The organism is Methylobacterium marchantiae (genome assembly GCF_042679825.1).
Taxonomy (GTDB): domain Bacteria; phylum Pseudomonadota; class Alphaproteobacteria; order Rhizobiales; family Beijerinckiaceae; genus Methylobacterium; species Methylobacterium marchantiae.
Map to the genome: position 1 here is coordinate 1 of NZ_JBHTND010000001.1, position 15,850 is coordinate 15,850.

General features: G+C 66.5%; 16 protein-coding genes. 4 read left to right on the forward strand and 12 right to left on the reverse strand.

The window, feature by feature from the left end; genetic code table 11:
* Positions 1–98: 98 nt before the first annotated feature.
* The 4 genes from ACFQ4G_RS00005 to ACFQ4G_RS00020 all read right to left on the reverse strand — a co-directional run bounded on the left by ACFQ4G_RS00005 (position 99) and on the right by ACFQ4G_RS00020 (position 4,446).
* Positions 99–617, reverse strand: a complete 519-nt coding sequence (locus tag ACFQ4G_RS00005; protein WP_238207991.1) for a hypothetical protein — start codon at positions 615–617, stop codon at positions 99–101.
* Between the two features lie 89 nt (positions 618–706).
* Entirely contained in the window at positions 707–2,818 is a 2,112-nt protein-coding gene (locus tag ACFQ4G_RS00010) for a peptidase domain-containing ABC transporter (protein ID WP_238207989.1), read from the reverse strand.
* A 4-nt stretch (positions 2,819–2,822) separates the two neighbouring features.
* A complete protein-coding gene (locus ACFQ4G_RS00015) occupies positions 2,823–4,100 on the reverse strand; it encodes an HlyD family secretion protein (protein ID WP_238207987.1) in 1,278 nt (425 codons plus the stop codon).
* Between the two features lie 136 nt (positions 4,101–4,236).
* Positions 4,237–4,446, reverse strand: coding sequence for a hypothetical protein (locus ACFQ4G_RS00020; protein ID WP_238207985.1), 210 nt, complete (start codon positions 4,444–4,446; stop codon positions 4,237–4,239).
* Positions 4,447–5,233: 787 nt separating this feature from the next.
* Here ACFQ4G_RS00020 and ACFQ4G_RS00025 point away from each other — a divergent pair.
* The gene (locus tag ACFQ4G_RS00025; protein ID WP_238207983.1) at positions 5,234–6,145 is read left to right on the forward strand and encodes a helix-turn-helix domain-containing protein; all 912 of its coding nucleotides are present in this window, start codon (positions 5,234–5,236) and stop codon (positions 6,143–6,145) included.
* Between the two features lie 45 nt (positions 6,146–6,190).
* On the opposite strand, the gene ACFQ4G_RS00030 is transcribed toward ACFQ4G_RS00025, so the two are convergent.
* Together ACFQ4G_RS00030 and ACFQ4G_RS00035 are read right to left on the reverse strand one after the other, a co-directional pair.
* A complete protein-coding gene (locus ACFQ4G_RS00030; RefSeq protein WP_379039442.1) occupies positions 6,191–7,687 on the reverse strand; it encodes a methyl-accepting chemotaxis protein in 1,497 nt (498 codons plus the stop codon).
* 9 nt (positions 7,688–7,696) lie between these two features.
* The gene (locus ACFQ4G_RS00035) at positions 7,697–7,996 is read right to left on the reverse strand and encodes a hypothetical protein (protein WP_238207981.1); all 300 of its coding nucleotides are present in this window, start codon (positions 7,994–7,996) and stop codon (positions 7,697–7,699) included.
* A 603-nt stretch (positions 7,997–8,599) separates the two neighbouring features.
* Between ACFQ4G_RS00035 and ACFQ4G_RS00040 the strand changes: the two genes are divergently transcribed.
* Entirely contained in the window at positions 8,600–10,429 is a 1,830-nt protein-coding gene (locus tag ACFQ4G_RS00040) for an ABC transporter ATP-binding protein (RefSeq protein WP_238207979.1), read from the forward strand.
* A gap of 43 nt (positions 10,430–10,472) precedes the next feature.
* Here ACFQ4G_RS00040 and mepA read toward each other — a convergent pair whose 3' ends face one another.
* From mepA to ACFQ4G_RS00070, 6 genes are all read right to left on the reverse strand, one after another.
* Positions 10,473–11,423 (reverse strand): penicillin-insensitive murein endopeptidase, encoded by a 951-nt coding sequence (gene mepA / locus ACFQ4G_RS00045; protein WP_238207977.1) that lies wholly within the window; start codon positions 11,421–11,423, stop codon positions 10,473–10,475.
* Positions 11,424–11,469: 46 nt separating this feature from the next.
* Positions 11,470–12,003, reverse strand: coding sequence for a hypothetical protein (locus tag ACFQ4G_RS00050; protein WP_238207976.1), 534 nt, complete (start codon positions 12,001–12,003; stop codon positions 11,470–11,472).
* 115 nt (positions 12,004–12,118) lie between these two features.
* The gene (locus ACFQ4G_RS00055) at positions 12,119–12,433 is read right to left on the reverse strand and encodes a DUF2293 domain-containing protein (RefSeq protein ID WP_238207974.1); all 315 of its coding nucleotides are present in this window, start codon (positions 12,431–12,433) and stop codon (positions 12,119–12,121) included.
* 22 nt (positions 12,434–12,455) lie between these two features.
* The gene (locus ACFQ4G_RS00060) at positions 12,456–12,959 is read right to left on the reverse strand and encodes a TIGR00645 family protein (RefSeq protein WP_207410888.1); all 504 of its coding nucleotides are present in this window, start codon (positions 12,957–12,959) and stop codon (positions 12,456–12,458) included.
* An 87-nt stretch (positions 12,960–13,046) separates the two neighbouring features.
* Positions 13,047–13,706 carry a peptide-methionine (S)-S-oxide reductase MsrA gene (msrA, locus tag ACFQ4G_RS00065; protein ID WP_238207972.1) on the reverse strand — a complete coding sequence of 220 codons (660 nt, stop codon included), beginning with the start codon at positions 13,704–13,706 and terminating at the stop codon, positions 13,047–13,049.
* A 124-nt stretch (positions 13,707–13,830) separates the two neighbouring features.
* Positions 13,831–14,151 carry a PetM family of cytochrome b6f complex subunit 7 gene (locus ACFQ4G_RS00070; protein WP_238207970.1) on the reverse strand — a complete coding sequence of 107 codons (321 nt, stop codon included), beginning with the start codon at positions 14,149–14,151 and terminating at the stop codon, positions 13,831–13,833.
* 181 nt (positions 14,152–14,332) lie between these two features.
* Here ACFQ4G_RS00070 and ACFQ4G_RS00075 point away from each other — a divergent pair, with 181 nt between their 5' ends.
* Both ACFQ4G_RS00075 and ACFQ4G_RS00080 read left to right on the forward strand, forming a co-directional pair.
* Complete coding sequence (locus ACFQ4G_RS00075) at positions 14,333–15,079, forward strand: HAD family hydrolase (protein WP_379039539.1); 747 nt, start codon at positions 14,333–14,335, stop codon at positions 15,077–15,079.
* A gap of 374 nt (positions 15,080–15,453) precedes the next feature.
* The gene (locus ACFQ4G_RS00080; RefSeq protein WP_238207967.1) at positions 15,454–15,831 is read left to right on the forward strand and encodes a hypothetical protein; all 378 of its coding nucleotides are present in this window, start codon (positions 15,454–15,456) and stop codon (positions 15,829–15,831) included.
* The last annotated feature ends 19 nt before the right edge of the window (positions 15,832–15,850 follow it).

Consider the following 15,850-nt stretch of genomic DNA (forward strand, 5'->3'; position numbering starts at 1 on the left):
CTGATGGATGTTCATCCGGTCTCTCCGACATAGCTGAAGCCTCGCAACTCCAGCCTCCTCGGTTCAGACCGGATGGACAACCTCCTGAAAGCTCACACCTAGCGCCGGGGCATGGGCGCAACCGATCCCGCGGCAGGCTCCGGGATCGGGCGCCGTACGAGGCGTGGACGCCAGATGCCGAGCACGACATTGGCCGTCGAGACGGCAAGAAGCACCCAGAGCGTGTTGCCCTCCGCGCCCAGGGTGTCGCCGAGGGTAGCGGGATCGACGAGGCCGGCGAGGGCACCGGCGGCGAGGTCGGCCTCCTGCCGCATCGGACCCTGGACGTAGACGAGGCCGCCCTCGAACATCAGGATTCCGGTGGCGAGCTTCAGCCAGGCCCAGCCGGCATTGTGGAAGGCGCGCTGGGCCACCGCGAGCAGGCCGGCGAGCAGCGTGAGTGCCAGCGAGGGCAGGAAGATCCACGTGGCGACCGCGCCCATCGCCCCGCGCATCAGGGCATATCCGGCGAGAGAGGTCGGCGCGGGCGTGAAGCTTAGCATGACGAGCAGGCACGCCATGGCGCCCATCAAGCCGATGGCACCCATGGTGTGGAGGAACTTGAGGACGCGTCGCATAGTCCGCAACCTGCGAGCCCGGTGGTGACGTGGGCAAGCTAGCGCACCGACGCCGATCCGGGTAGCGGGACCGTCCGGGGACGCCGCGCTCAGGCGGCCGGCGTCAGGGTGAAGACATGGTCCGCCCCTGCGATGGTGGCCGGACGGTGGGCGACGATGATCCTGGTCATGCGCAGGTCGCGCAACGCATCGGCGATGACGGCCTCGGTCGCTTCGTCGAGATGGCTCGTCGCCTCGTCGAGGAACAGGATCTCGGGACGGCGATAGAGCGCGCGGGCCAGGATGACCCGCTGCTTCTGGCCGCCGGAGAGGGTGGAGCCCATGTCGCCCACCAGCGTCTCGAATCCCATCGGGGTGCGCTTGATGTCGGCGAGGATCGCCGCGCGCGCCGCGCATTCCTCGATCCAGCCAGCATCGGGCCGCTCGTCGAAACTGGCGATGTTCTCGGCGATGGAGCCGGCGAAGAGACCGTCATTCTGCATCACGCCCGCGATCCGGCGGCGATAGGCGGCGGCTCCCAGGGTCCGGATCTCCTGTCCGTCGACAAGAACCCGCCCCTCGCTCGCGGGCAGGAGGCCCATCATGATCCTCATCAGCGAGGTCTTGCCCGAGCCCGAGGGACCGGTGATGGCGAAACTCGTCCCAGCCGGTACGTCGAGGCCGAGATTGCGGAAGATCCAGGGCTCGTCCGCACCGTAGCGCAGGGCGAGGTCCCTCACGGCGACCGTCCCCGTCCGGTCCGCCGGCTGGGCCAGGGCGGGGGAGGCCGGGTCCAGGGTCGAGCCGGACCCCTCTTCCGGTTCGCTCATGACGATGTCCGACAGCCTGTCGGTCTGGACGTTGAGCATGCGCAGCTGGAAGCCCGACTGGATCAGGTTTCCGATCCGCTGCGAGAACTGGTCGCGATAGGCGAGAAAGGCCACCAGCATGCCGAGCGTCATCGACTGATCGATGACGGCCCGCGCCCCGAGAACCAGGAGCAGCAGCCGGTCGAGGCCGAAGAGCAATTCGTTGGCACGGCCGAAGACGAGGTCGAGGCGCTGGAGCCGCAGCCGCGCGTTCAGCGACGTGACGAAATGGTTCATCCAGGTGCCGCGCCGACGCTCGCGCAGGTCGAGGAGCTTCACGCTCGCCATGCCGCGCACGGTCTCGATGAAATGGCTCTGCTGGCGCGCCTCGGCGACGATCGCCTCCTCGGTGCCCTCGCGGTAGGAGGCATAGGCGGCGATCCGCAGCGCCGCGGCGAGCGCCGTCGAGGCGACGACGACGAGGGAGAGCCAGCCGCCATAGACCACCAGCATGGCGAGCATCCCGATGGACATGATGCCATCGAGGACCGCCTGGACGAGATCGGTGGTGAGCCCCTTCTGGATCGTCGCCAGCGAGCCGAACCGCGAGATCACGTCGCCCACATGGCGCTTCTCGAAATAGTCCAGCGGCAGGCGCGAGAGATGGTCGAACAGGCTTCCCGACCATTGGTAGTTCAGCTTGGTCCCCGTGAGCATGATCGCCCAGGTCCGCGCCACCGAGAGGACGAGCTGGACGGTGAGAAGCAGGGCGAGACCCACCGCCACCACCAGAAGCAGGTCGAGATCGGCGTTGACGATGACCTCGTCGATGACGATCTGCGAGGCGATCGGCATCAGGATCGCGACGAGTTCGATCCCGAGGGACAGGGCCAGGATCTGGGCGAGGGCCGGGCGGATGCCGCCGATCGTCCTGAACAGGTCGCCGAGAGCCAGCCCGCGCCGGCGCTTTTCGCGCACGAAGCTCGTGGTCGGGCTCGCTTCCAGGTCAACGCCGGTGAATTCGCGCGAGGCCTCCGCGAAGGTGAGCTTGCGGCGCCCGCGCGCGGGATCGTGGATGACGATGCCCCGGCCATGAACCGCGGTGAGCACGACGAAATGGTTGAGGCCCCAATGCAGGATGCAGGGCGCCTTGAGCTTGGGCAGGTCCTTCAGTTCCGCCCGCAGGGCCCGCGTGGCGAGGCCCATCGAGCCCGCCAGGTCGACGAGGTTGCGCAGGGTCATGCCCTTGAGCGACAGGGCATGGCGCCGGCGCAGGGCACCAAGATCGACGTGGCGGCCGTGATAGCCCAGCACCATGCCGAGGCAGGCCATGCCGCATTCGGCGGCCTCCGCCTGGAGCAGGACGGGCACACGCCGGCCGAAGCCGAACTGGAGATTGCTCAGCAGGCTCACGCGATCATCCGCCCTGGGTCACGAGATCGACGCTGCGCTTGACCCGGTAGAGGGGATCGAGGAGCCAGCGATAGAGGGGGCGTTTCTCCAGTGCGATGTCGGCCTCGACCCGCATCCCGGCCTCAAGGCGCCGGCTTTCGCCATAGGCGATCACGCTGTTCTCGTCCGGGCGCACGATGATGCGGTAGATGCCGTCGCCGTTCTTCGCCTTGGCCCCGGCGGCCTCCGGCAGGTCGGCGGCTTCCAGCGGTGCCCGCGTCACCTCCGCGACGATGCCGCGATAGAGGCCGAAGCGCTGGAAGGGGAAGGCCGCGTAGCGCAGCATCACCGCCTCGCCCGTATCGATGAAGCCGATGGCCGAGGATTCGACGAACAGGTTCGCCTGCAGCCGGCCGTCGCTCGGCAGCAGGGTGAGGAGGGTGGCACCCGCCGCCACGCCCTGGCCGGCCTGGACCCGGATCGAGGTGAGGATGCCCCTCTCGGGCGCCCGGACCTCGATGGCCCGGCGGGCCTCGCTCTCGGCCCGCTGCTGCTCCAGCTGGGCGGCGGTGCGGTCCATCTCGGCGAGATCGCGGGCGAGCTTGTCGTCGAAGGTGGCCAGCGTCGCCTGCAGCTCGCCGACCTTGCCGATGAGCTGCAGGCGCGAGTTGCGGAACTGCGCCAGCTGCGAACTCGCCTGCAGGTAGAGGTAGTTCTGGTTCTGGAGGTCGGCCGAGCGGGCAAAGCCGTCGCTCACCGCCTTGGCGAGGACGTCGACCCGCTCCTTCAGCGGCGGCACCAGCTTCTCCTGGAGCTGGACCTGCTCCTCCAACTGCCGCGATTGGGATTGAAGGTTGTCGATCTGCTCCGCGAGGGAGCGCTTCTCGGTGGCCGCCATGGCCGAGCGCAGCCTGGATTGCGCCTTGATCGTCTCTTTCTGCTTGGCCAGCTGGTCGATGATGCGCTGCTGCGTCGGACCGTTGGCCGAAACGGCATCGAGGTCGAGGGTGTAGAGAAGCTGGCCCTGTACGACCCGATCGCCCTCCTTCACCCCCGACGCGCTGACGCGCCCGGCCACCGGGCTCGCGACGGTGATGAGGCCGACATCCGGCGTCAGCATGCCGAAAGCGTGGATCCGGCGCGTGTAGGTGCCGAAGACGACGTAGAGGATCGCGGCGATCGTGATCAGGATCGTGATCGCGGTCATCAGCCGGATCGAGAGAGGTTGCACGACTTGAGCTTCGCCCAGCCAGGAATCCCGGCGGGCTTGCGCGACCTCAGCGCGAAAGAGCGGCGACGTCATCGAGTTCGGCGATCCTCCTCGCCGAAAGGCGGCGTTCCTCGGCCTTGCGGCTTCTATTCACGAGACGCGCGGCGGGCCTCTCGGCCCACCGCGCCTATTCACCGATCAGGAATGACGAGATCGGTCGCGTCGGGGCTCAATGGCCTCCGAGCAGACCGCCGACCGCCCCGAGCAGGCCGCCGACGAGACCGCTCACGAGCCCGCCGACCTGGCCGACGACGCCGGACACGGCACCGAGTTCGCTGGAGAGATCGACTTCCAGGCCGAGACCCAGGGACAGGCCGCCACCGACGGCGTCGAGTTCGGATGCCTCGAGGGAGCGGATGGTGTCATTCGTGGAAGACATATTTTCTCTCCAAAGTGTCTTAGGTAGATCGATGGTTTTCTCTTCGTGTTATACTTGGAAGCAGTTGAACTTGCTTCCTGCCATTCAGACTACACACCTCAGCTCAGGCATCAAGCGCCGATCTCGCTCGTAGGCCTGAAGCGAAACGAAGATGAGGTCTCGTTGTCGATTGCTGACCTGACGAGGAATCTCGTGCCTGCGGTGTGCTCGGGACCAATTCGTGCCTGCTGCATCTGTCAGAATTGGCGAATATCGATCGAAGGCAGTCGAGATCTGGCATTCTGTATCAACTTACTTAAGTTGTTGATCTAGATATGTTTTTTAAAATGAATTGACATTTTGTCGCACTTTATAGTGCCGCTTACGCGCATCTTGACCGTATGGGACGTGCTTCTCCAAAGGCCGGGCAAGACAGAGAGAATGAACTCTCTTTGCCTGAACAAGTGCGCTTGGAATGATGAGCTCATCAATAGGGCGAATAAAATTGGTCTGATATTGGATCAAGCCAACGCGTGCATCGCTGGGCCGCGAAGTCAAACGAAGAAGATAAGACGTCCCGCACTAAAGCCTGCCTCGACAACGGAATTTTTATTGCGCCGCATCCTTGCGGGGCGTTACGACTTCCGTGACAATGCAATTTGACTGATCTTCACGTGCCGCTTTAGTGGTGCCGGAAGTGATTTTCGGAGACGCGATCTTCTCCGATCGAATGCACCCACGCGTTGCAACGGAGCATCGATGGCGAGACATGCCTATGGGAGGTCCTGCATGCGAGATGGGTTCGCCGATGCGGATTGATCAGAACGAATTCGGCTGCACCATCGAACTCGACGGTGAGGTCGAGGCCATCCTTCAGACGAGCACGGGCCACGGATGGGCCGGCATCGGGTTTACCGACGTTCAACTCGGTGGTCACGGGAAGGTGTCGATCGTCCAGCAGGGCATTCACTTCGCGTTGTCGCTGGGCCCGTCCAGTCAACGCTTCCGCTGGTCCGGCCAGACCTACCATTTCGCTGAGGACAACATCACCATCCTCGAACCGGGCGCGACCGTGTTCGAGGACTGGACCGGGCCGTTCCGCACCCTCACCCTCAGGCTTGCCCCCGAAGCCGTCGAGCGCATCACCGACGTCTCTCTCGCCAGGACGCGGGTCCGGACGCAATTCGTTCCGTCCCGCTCGCAGATCGCGGTGGGACACCTCTTGCAGGCGGTGTCGGCCGACCTGGCGACGGGCTGTTCCAGCGGCCCATTGCTGGTCGAGAGCGTCTCGGCGACGCTGCTGCAGTTGTTCTCAAGCGCGGAGGCGTCTCCCCGGCGCGGCGGGCCGACGCTGACCTCGTCGCAGGCCACGATTCTGCGCGACCTGATCCTCGGCCATCTCACCGAACCCTTGAGCCTGCAGCAACTCGCGGATGCCATAGGCACCAGCATCGGCCATCTGGTTCGCGCATTCAGGACATCCTTCGGCGTCACGCCCTACCAGTTCATCCTGCGCGAGCGGGTGAATCTGGCGCAGGAACTCATCGCCACGGGGACGATGAGCCTCAACGAAATCGTGCCTCTGGCAGGGTTCAGTGATGCGAGCCAGATGTCGAAGACTTTCCGCCGTCTCACGGGACAGCCGCCGCGCGCCTTCGTGCGTCTCGCTCGCGGGATTGGATCCTCCGGCCCGTCGACCGGTCGGACCATGGCGCGCTGACCGAGGCGGGCGTCGGGACGCGCGACCCGCCGCGTTGCCTTGCCGTCACGCGGCGCGTGACGGCGGCGTATCGAGCACCTGGACGAAACTCGCGGTCACGGCGCGAAGCACACTCACCTGCTCCCGCACCGAGGCCGTGGCGGCCTGGACGTGACCGGCGACTTCGGTCGTGGTCCCCAGGGTGCCCGCCACTTCGGAGACGCGGGTCGCGGCCGATTCCGTATCCCGCACGGCGGCGCCGACGCTCGCATCCATGGCCAGCGTCGCGCTGCGCTGATGCGTGATCGCCTCGACCATGGCCGTGGTGGTGGCTTCGATATCCGCGATCCGGCTGCCGAAGGCCCGCATGAAGGTGACGGACTGCTCGGTGGCGCCCTGGACGTCGCGGATCTGGGCAGCGATCTCCTCGGTCGAGCGCGCGGTCTGGCCGGCCAGCGATTTCACCTCGTTGGCGACGACGGCGAAACCGCGGCCCGCCGCTCCGGCGCGGGCCGCTTCGATCGTCGCGTTGAGTGCGAGCAGGTTCGTCTGCTCGGCGACGGACCGGATCGTGCCGATCACCGAACCGATCCGCTCGACCGCCGCCGTCAGCACGGCCACCGTCCGTTCGGTCTGGCGTGCCTCCTCCGTGGCGGCCCGGGTCACCGTTCCCGTCACGTCGAGATGCCCCGAGATCTGATCGGCCCCGCAGTTCAGGCCGACGCAGATCTCTGCGATCGTCCTCACGTTGCCGCTCGCCTGAAGCGCATTCGCGGCGGCGTCGGAGGTCACTTCGCCCGTACGCCGAGAAAAGTCCGTGAGGACGTCGGCGCTCGTCTCCATCTCGACGAGGGAGCGTTCCACGTTCGACACGACACGGCCCACCGAGGCGTGAAAATCCTGGACCTGCCGGTGCATCGTCAGCATGCGGGCCCTCTCGGCCGCGGCCAGGATTTCGGCCTCGGCCTTCAGGGCCTCGGCCTCGCTCTTCTCGCTCTCGGTGCGCGCCAGGGCATCGCTGGCGGCCACCGATTTCTGGATCGTGAAGACGAGCCAGACGAGGATTGCCGTCTGGGCCACCAGGATCGCCGCATGGAGCAGGACACGATCGATCCCGCCTCCGTCCGGGAAGACGAGACTCGGCAGGAGCAGCGTCACCCCGACATGATGGACGGCCACCACGGCCGAGTATGCCACCAGCGCCTTCCAATCGAGCCAGGCGGCGACGATGGCGAGACAGGCGAAGAAGTACATATGCGCATCGACCTGGAGCGCGCGGCCCGCACCCTCCTGACGAAGCGTCGCCACCAGCAGCGCGACGAGACCCGCCAGGGCCATGCTGGAAACGATCCGCGTGCGCGGCCCTGACAGGTCGCGGGTCGACAGCCAGGAGGGCAGAAGCGCCAGGGCGAGGGCGGCGCAGAGAAGCGGGAAGCCGGCGAGGGCGCCGCGCCAGGCATTCACGCCGACGATGAGGGCGACGTTCATCCAGAGGCAGGCGACGACCATCTTGCCGGATGTGGACCGGATCGTGTCGAGGGTGGCGCTTCGTTCAGTCGTCACGTCCGATCCTCATATCCATGACTTGAATGACCCGGCGGCCTCGGCGCAGCCGGTGATGGTGGAGGCGTCGAGCGTCAGCCATGCACCGGCAAGGCCGAGCCTCGCGGCGAAATCGTCCCGTTCCGAGATCGCCACGATGATCCAAGGAATCGCCGTCCCGCGGATGACGAGGCCTCCGGCCTGAGCGACCACGACCACCGGGTCGGCCCAAGGTGCGGCGACCAGGATGACCGGCCTTCCCGCCCGGGGCGTGCCCGTCGCCAGAAAGGGAAGGACGAGCGCCAATCCCATGCCCGCGACATAACGCATTCGAAGATCCCGACTAGACTTGACCAATAATGGTCGCAAAGACTGAATGGTTGGCTAACATTTGCTTCTGGATTGGGGGTCGAAAGGTCCTTCCCTCATGGTCTTCGCGATGGGTGACGTCGTTGGATCGACATCCGACGTGGTAGCCAGCGAAAGCCGGTCGGATCGATGGACTGGAAGACCGGGATTTCGGGCGACAACGAAGACGATGCGCATGCCCGTCATTTCGCGTCGTCTTGCGCGTGCTGGACATCGTGACTGCGCGGACGCGAACGTCATGGCACCGCGGCCGTCTGGAATGGGGAGTCGACGGAACCGCGACCGGCCCGCTCCGAGTGACATCCGGCCGGGCCGGAGAGAGGTGCCGGAACGCACCTCATTGATTCCGCTTCCCAGGCATTCAGCAACGATCTCGTCCTGATCTTGCATCACCCGCAGGCTGGCGGCGACTGGTTCCCGCCGAGGAGGGTGGTGCATGGTCGACCCGACACCCGCACTGGTTCGTAGACACTCTCCGATCCGCGTCCTATGGCGCTTGGCGGTATTGCCGATCGAACCCAGTCCATCCCTGCCCGCCGATCACCAGCGAAGGGGCGACCCTTCATGGGAGCGCTGAAAGATCTTTTCCGCATTCTCGGGCACCGCGATCGGAAACGCCTCGCTTTCATCACCGTCGGGCTCGCCGTCGCAGCCGTCATCGAAGTTCTCGGCGTCGCGTCGGTCATCCCGTTCCTGACCCTGGTGGGAGATCCCGGAGCGGCCGGGCGCATTCCCTACCTCGTGGGCCTCCGGGACGCGCTCGGTCTCACGAATGAGCGCGCGTTCTTGCTGGTGACCGGTGCCGCCGCCCTTGGAGCGATCCTCACGACGAGCCTCGTCAACGCCGCCCTCACCTACGCGCAACTGCTCTACACCAACCTCGTCGGCTACAACCTCTCCCGTCGCCTCCTCGCCCGCTACGTCGACCGCGACTACCTGTTCTTCGCTCACGCCAACAGCGCGGAACTCGCCAAGAACGTGCTCTCGGAGATCGACCGTCTCGTCTCCGGCGTGCTGACGCCCCTGACCGTCATCGCGTCGCGGGCCTTCTCGGCGCTGGCGGTCATCATCTTTCTGCTCGCCTATGCGCCTCGCCTCGCCTTCATCCTCGGTGGCGGCTTCGGCGGCATCTACGTCCTGCTCTACCTGCTGATGCGCGCACGCCTGGCGCATCTCGGCGCCGGCGCCATCGTCGATAACGAACAGCGCTTCCGCGTCGTCCAAGAGACCTTCGGCGCCTTGACGGAATTGCGGCTCTACGGACGTGTCGAGGCCTTCTCGGGCCGCTTCGACGAGCCCGCCCAGACCTATGCCAGGGCCACGGCCGCGAGCCTGCTAACCGGGCAATTGCCGCGTTTCGCCATCGAGGCGCTCGCCTTCGGCGGAGTCATCGTCGTCGTGCTGTTCGCCCTGGCCCAGGGGCTCGATACCGCCGGCATGCTGCCGCTCCTCGGGCTGTTCGCCTTTGCCGGTTATCGGATGCTGCCGGCCTTTCAGAACATCTTCAATTCCGCGGCGCTGATCCGGTTCTCCCTCCCCGCCGTCGCCGTGGTGGCGGACGCCCTGATCGGCGAGCGGGAGCCGCCGCCCCGTACCGGCCATCGCCTGCCCTTCACCGACGCCATCCGGTTGCAGGGCGTGAGTTTCGACTATGCGTCCCGAAGGCCCGCGCTGCAGGACATCGATCTCACCATCGCGAGCAACACGACGGTGGGAGTCGTCGGTCGGACGGGATCGGGCAAATCGACCTTGATCGCTCTGATCCTCGGCCTGGTCCGGCCTTCCTCCGGCAGCGTGAGCGTCGATGGGGTCGCCCTCGACACGGAGACCCTGCCGGCCTGGCAGAACCGGATCGGCTACGTACCGCAGGACATCTTCCTGATCGATGGCAGCGTGACCGCCAATATCGCCCTCGGCGTCGACCCCTCCGCGGTGAACCAGCCCGCCGTCGAGCGAGCGGCGCGGCTCGCCGGAATCCACGAGGTCGTCATGCGGCTCGAAGGTGGCTATGCCTCGGGGGTGGGCGAGCGCGGCATCCGCCTCAGCGGCGGCCAGCGTCAGCGTCTGGGCATCGCCCGCGCCCTCTATCACGACCCCGACGTGATCATCTTCGACGAGGCGACGAGTTCTCTCGACGGAGAGACCGAGACAGCGGTGATGGCGGCGCTGTCGGCCCTGTCCGGACAGCGCACCGTCATCCTGATCGCGCACCGCCTGACGAGCCTGGCCGCCACCGACGTCGTCCACGTTCTGGATGAAGGTCGCCTGATCGCCTCGGGAGCGCCGGAGATCATCCTGTCGAGATTGGAAGCGGAACCGGCCCCGTCCAATGGCGGAGCCCCGGGACGGAAGGCGGCGGCCGCATCACGGGACCGGATGGCCTATCCGGCCTGATGCCCACATCCTCGGACGCCGGACGCTTCCGGAACGTCGGCCCTCAATGCGCCTTCAGCACGATCCGGCAGGCGGCGGGGAGGGCCGCCATGGTCATGGGCGGCTTCGGCTTTCCGGGCTTGGTGGATTTCGGCGGATTCAGCACGGCGTCGCTGAACCAGTAGGCGAGTTCCTCGCCGCAGCCGTCGCCGGGGGGCGGCGGTGCCTGGTCTCCGCATTGGTCGTCGCCGGCCGGGCAGGAGAGGCGGATGTGGTAGTGATAATTGTGCCCGTACATCGGGCGCACCTTGTTGAGCCAGGACCGGTCGCCCCCGGCCTCCCGGCACAGGGCTTTCTTGATCGCCGGATTGACGAAGAGGCGTGCGACCTCCGGCTGCTGCGCCGTCAGGCGGATCAGCTTGAGGTGCTCGGGCGACCAGATCTGCGGATCGATGTCGAGGCGGTCCGCGCGCACGACGTTGGTGGCCGAGGTCTCTTCGCGCTCGGACCGGCTCATGCGATGGTCCGGCATCGGCGTCAGCCAGACATCGGCATCGAGGCCGAGCTGATGGGACGCGTGTCCTGTCAGCATCGGGCCGCCGCGCGGCTGGGACATGTCGCCGACGAGGAGCCCGTTCCAGCCGACGCGGGGAGCCTTGGCCGCCAGCCGCTCGATGAAGTCCACGAGATGCGGCGTGCCCCACATCCGGTTGCGCGAGAGGCGCATCACCTGCCAGGTCGGCCCGTCGAGGGGAAGCGCCTCGCCGCCAGCGAAGCATCCCTTGGCATAGGACCCGTAGGGGCGTGCCGGGCCGGGCGCCGGCGTCGTCACCCGCCCGAACAGGGCTTTCGCCGGTGTCGAGGGAGCGTCGGGATTGGCGAGAGGAGGGAGCGGCTTCGGGTTCACGCTGCCCCTGTCCTGGGCCTGTGCCGCGCCTCCGGACACGAGGAGGGCGAGCGCCGCAAGGCGGAAAGAAGACGCCGCGAGGCGGGACGGACGTGAGGTCAGGTGCATGGCGCCAACCTAATCCATCGGCCGCCGAGCCGTCGAGAGCCGTCGGCTATTCCGCGGGCGCCACCGCGATTCTGATCGAGTCCGATTTCGCCCCGCTGACGGCGATGAGGATGGGCGTCGTGCCGAACTGGAATCGTACGCTCTTCGAGACGCCGGGACATCCGGGCCGCATCGTGCTCGCCACGGGCTTGCGCGTCGTTGTGCCGTCCTGGCTCACGTCGATCCAGGCGCTGTCCGACAGGGTCACTTGATACAGGCCGGGGGTGACGACCGGCGGTATCTGCAGGGTGCCGCCGAATGTGCCGGGCTTGGGCTCCCGCGATGGCGTGAAGGGCAGGTCGGCCTCCGCCATCGGCTTGAGCGCGAGGACGGCACCCGGCATGTCCGCGGAGAGGGTCGCGCCGGAATCGAGTCTCGGGAGCGAGGGCGCCTCGAACCAGGCCTGCTCCCGCAGGACCGGCCAGTCGAAGGAGGTGCAGGCGGCCGGATCGGCGGCCTGCTGTGCCCATGCCCTGTCGGGATCGATGTTTGCGCCGGATGCGAGGGCCAGTCCGACGAGGATCAGGAGTGTCCTGCGCATGGGGCTCATCCATCGTTCCTCGGGCATCTCGCGATTGAAGCGCGAGAGTCCGTCGTCTGTCCATAACGCGATGAAAAAAGGCGGAGGCGATATCGGGATGAGAAATTCCCAATGATCACGCGCCGTCCGGCTGCTCCACCTCTTCGGAGACGGTTCGGCGCACGCCCCAGCCGCGCAGTGTCTGGTTGAGGTCGTCGAGGACGAAATGCCGGGCGCTGTCGCGGTCGTAGCCGTCGTCGAGATAGGAATCGTACTCGGTGAAGACGTGCCGGGTGAAGGAGACGAGGGCGAGCCAGGCCGCGTTCTCGGGGCTCGCCATCCGCAGGCCCGGACTGTCCAGCGCGCGATCGAGGACGGCCTCAGCCTCGAAGACGGGAAGGCGAGGAGCGAGGATGCGGAGTGCCTCGCCGATCGCTTCCTTCCGGGTCACGACGCCCTCTCCGGAAAGGGGCCTACTTGTCGTGGTGCCCGGCGGCGATCCGGTCGGTGAGCGCCATCAGGATGCCGGAGACGACGAAGACCATGTGGAGGCCGACGAGCCAATACAATTCGCGATCGGGCGTCGCCTTGATGTCCATGAAGGCCTTCAGCAACGAGATCGCCGAGATGGCAACGATCGAGGACATCAGCTTCAGCTTCAGCCCGGTGAAGTCGATCGTGCCCATCCATTCGGGCCAGTCCTTGTGGTCGGTGTGATCGATCTTCGAGACGAAGTTCTCGTAGCCCGAGAACATCACGATGATGAGCAGCGACGCGGTGAAGGACAGGTCCACCAGCGTCAGCACGCCGAGGATGATCTGCGACTCGGTGGCGCTCCACATGTGCAGGACGAAATGCGCCAGCTCCTGCAGCAGCTTGACCAAGAGCACCACGATGCCGATGCCGAGCGCCGCGTAGAACGGCGCCAACAGCCACCGGCACGCGAACAGCACGCGTTCGAAAACCTGTTCGACCATCCGACCCAAATCCTCCGCCCGATCGGGCGGGGGTGTCGCACGTGCGGCCAAGCTCGACAAGGTTCGAGCTCGGCCGGATGAGTCGCGTCAGGCGGCGATTCCGGTTCCGATCGGACAGGTCACCCCGGTGCCGCCGACGCCGCAATAGCCCGCCGGGTTCTTGGCGAGATACTGCTGATGGTAGCCTTCGGCGAAGTAGAACGCATCGAGCGGCTTGATCTCGGTGGTGATCTCGCCGAATCCGCGCGCCTTCAGGGCTTCCCCATAGGCAGCGCGGACGGCCTTCGCGGTCTCGGCCTGCGCCTCGTTCGACGTGTAGATCCCCGAGCGGTACTGCGTGCCGACATCGTTGCCCTGGCGCATGCCCTGCGTCGGGTCGTGGCTCTCGAAGAAGGTCTTGAGCACCGCCTCGAGGGGGCGAACGGCCGGATCGTAGACGACGAGGACCACTTCGTTGTGTCCGGTCATGCCGGAGCAGACCTCCTCGTAGGTCGGGTTCGGCGTGACGCCGCCGGCATAGCCCACCGCCGTCACAAAGATTCCGTCCGGCAATTGCCAGAACTTGCGTTCGGTACCCCAGAAGCAGCCGAGACCGAGGACGATCTGCTCGGTCCCTTCCGGATAGGGGCCCTTCAGCGGGTTGCCGTTGACGAAATGGATCTCCGTGGTGGGAAGCGGCGTCGACCGGCCGGGAAGCGCATCGGCGGCGCTCGGCATCTCGGGACGCTTGCGGAAGAACTGAAGCATCGTGGCCTCCGTCAGGGCAGCGGAAAGGGCGGGATATCCGTTATATGGGGCGCCGGACCCGGTTCCTGAATGCCCTGTTCCCGAATGTCGCGAGGCGCCGGACTTATCGCGTGCTGCGAACGCGTCAGGGGCGGCTCAGAAAGCCGATCGGCTCGCGCGCCGGCTGGCCGAGCCAGAGCAGGAAGGCCCCGAGCGCGAGACCGAGCAGGCAGGCGGGAGCCAGTGTGAGCGGCAGGACGAGAGCCTGCCACAGCCAGGGTGCCACGCTCTCCACCGAACCCTGGAACGCGCTCGCACGCTCCTTGAAGAGCGTCATGAGAAGGTCGCTCAGGCTGGTGACGCGGGCGCCGTTATTGGCGATCGAGCGGGCACCGTCATAGACGAGGCCGACGAAGCCCGCCGCGAGGACGACATATCCGAGGAGGCGGCTGAGAAAACGGAGCATCGCGGCTTGCACACAGGCCGGCTCCAGCGCCGGCCATGCCGGATTAGGGGGGCGCATCCCGCGGCGCAAGGTCTCCGTGGCGGGATGATCTCTCGCCGCCAGGGCCGGGCCGCCGAAACCCGCCATTGCGCGCTGCGACGGCTCCATGGCACAGCCCGCCTCGATCCATCACCAGCGGACCATGCCCTTGTCCATCGAGTCCTTGCCGATCGAGCCTTCGCCGACCAATCCTTCGCCGAACGATCCCGAAACCGCCACCCAACTGGTGATCTTCGATTGCGACGGCGTGCTGGTCGACAGCGAACCGCTGAGCCTCGGGACCCTGACCGCCGGGCTCAACCAAATCGGCGTCGTCATCGACGTGGACACGGTGAGGGAGCGCTTCGCCGGCACCTCCATGCCGTCGATCATGAACCATATCGAGCATGATTACGGAATCGTCGCTCCCGAGGGCTTCGTCGAGGCGGTGAAGGCCGAGACCCTGCGCGCCTTCGACCGCGACCTGAGCGCCATGGCGGGCATAGCCCAGGCGGTGCGGGCCCTGACGCTTCCGAGTTGCGTCGCGTCCAGCAGCGACCCGGCGCGCCTCGCCCATTCGCTGGGCCTCACCGGCCTGCTGCCCCTGTTCGAGGGCCGCATCTTCTCGGCGACCATGGTCTCCCGCGGCAAACCGGCGCCAGATCTCTTCCTCCACGCCGCTGCCGAGATGGGCTTCGCACCCGCTCGCTGCCTCGTGGTGGAGGACAGCGTGCCCGGCGTCACGGCCGCCCGCGCTGCCGGAATGCGCGTTCTCGGCTTCACCGGCGGCGGCCATTGGGTTCACGATCCGACGGGGGCTGACCTGATCGCGGCCGGGGCCGAGCGGGTCTATGCCCATCATTGCGACCTTGCCGGCCTGATCGCACCCGCAGACACGGCCTCGATCTGAGCCCGGGTGCGAACGAAGGAAGCGCCTGCTTTTTCCATCTTCGCGCACAATTCCTGCCATGAAGGCGGATGCATTCGAAAGATGCATCCGTTGACGGAAGGAGGAGCGACCGTCATTCTGAAGATGTGGTTCGGCCTTGTATCGGCCGTACCGCCGCGGTGATTTGAAGTGTGTAGCTTGCGCCGCGTCACCAAACGCTAAAGCACTGCGGAGCGCTCGCGCCTCGTGGTCCTTCGTCGAAAGGATGACTTGCCGTGATTGACAGATCGTCGTTCCAGATTTCCCTCAAACCCTCCTGTCGATGCTGACCAACCCGTCGGATCCGCTCGCTTTCAGCAGATGGCCGTCAGGCCGCGTCAGGACTTCACCACACCATGCCCCAGCTTCACCATGACGACGCTCACAGGGCGTTGAACCGCTTGCATACGCCTGCCATCCAGGCCGACCATCTCGAAGCCCGTGCCCGCAATCGCCTCAATGTTCCGCCATCGCCGCCGCGGGTGATCGAGATCGGCGAAGTGACGGCCGGCATCGCCGTGCCCGAGCCGGGCGGCGTGCGATTCTTCTCCTCGGGACGTGATTTCACCCCCCTCGACGGAGCCGTCTTCCGTAGCGTCGAACAGGCTGCGAAGGCGGTCCGCGACCGCTTCGCGGCCCGTCGCGCGCCGCGCGGACACTCCGCCCCGCATCGTCTCGACATCGTCGGGTCCGAGGCGCCGGTCGATATCCATCGGGCGACCCGGCGGAGCTGATCGCCGCTCGAACACGGTG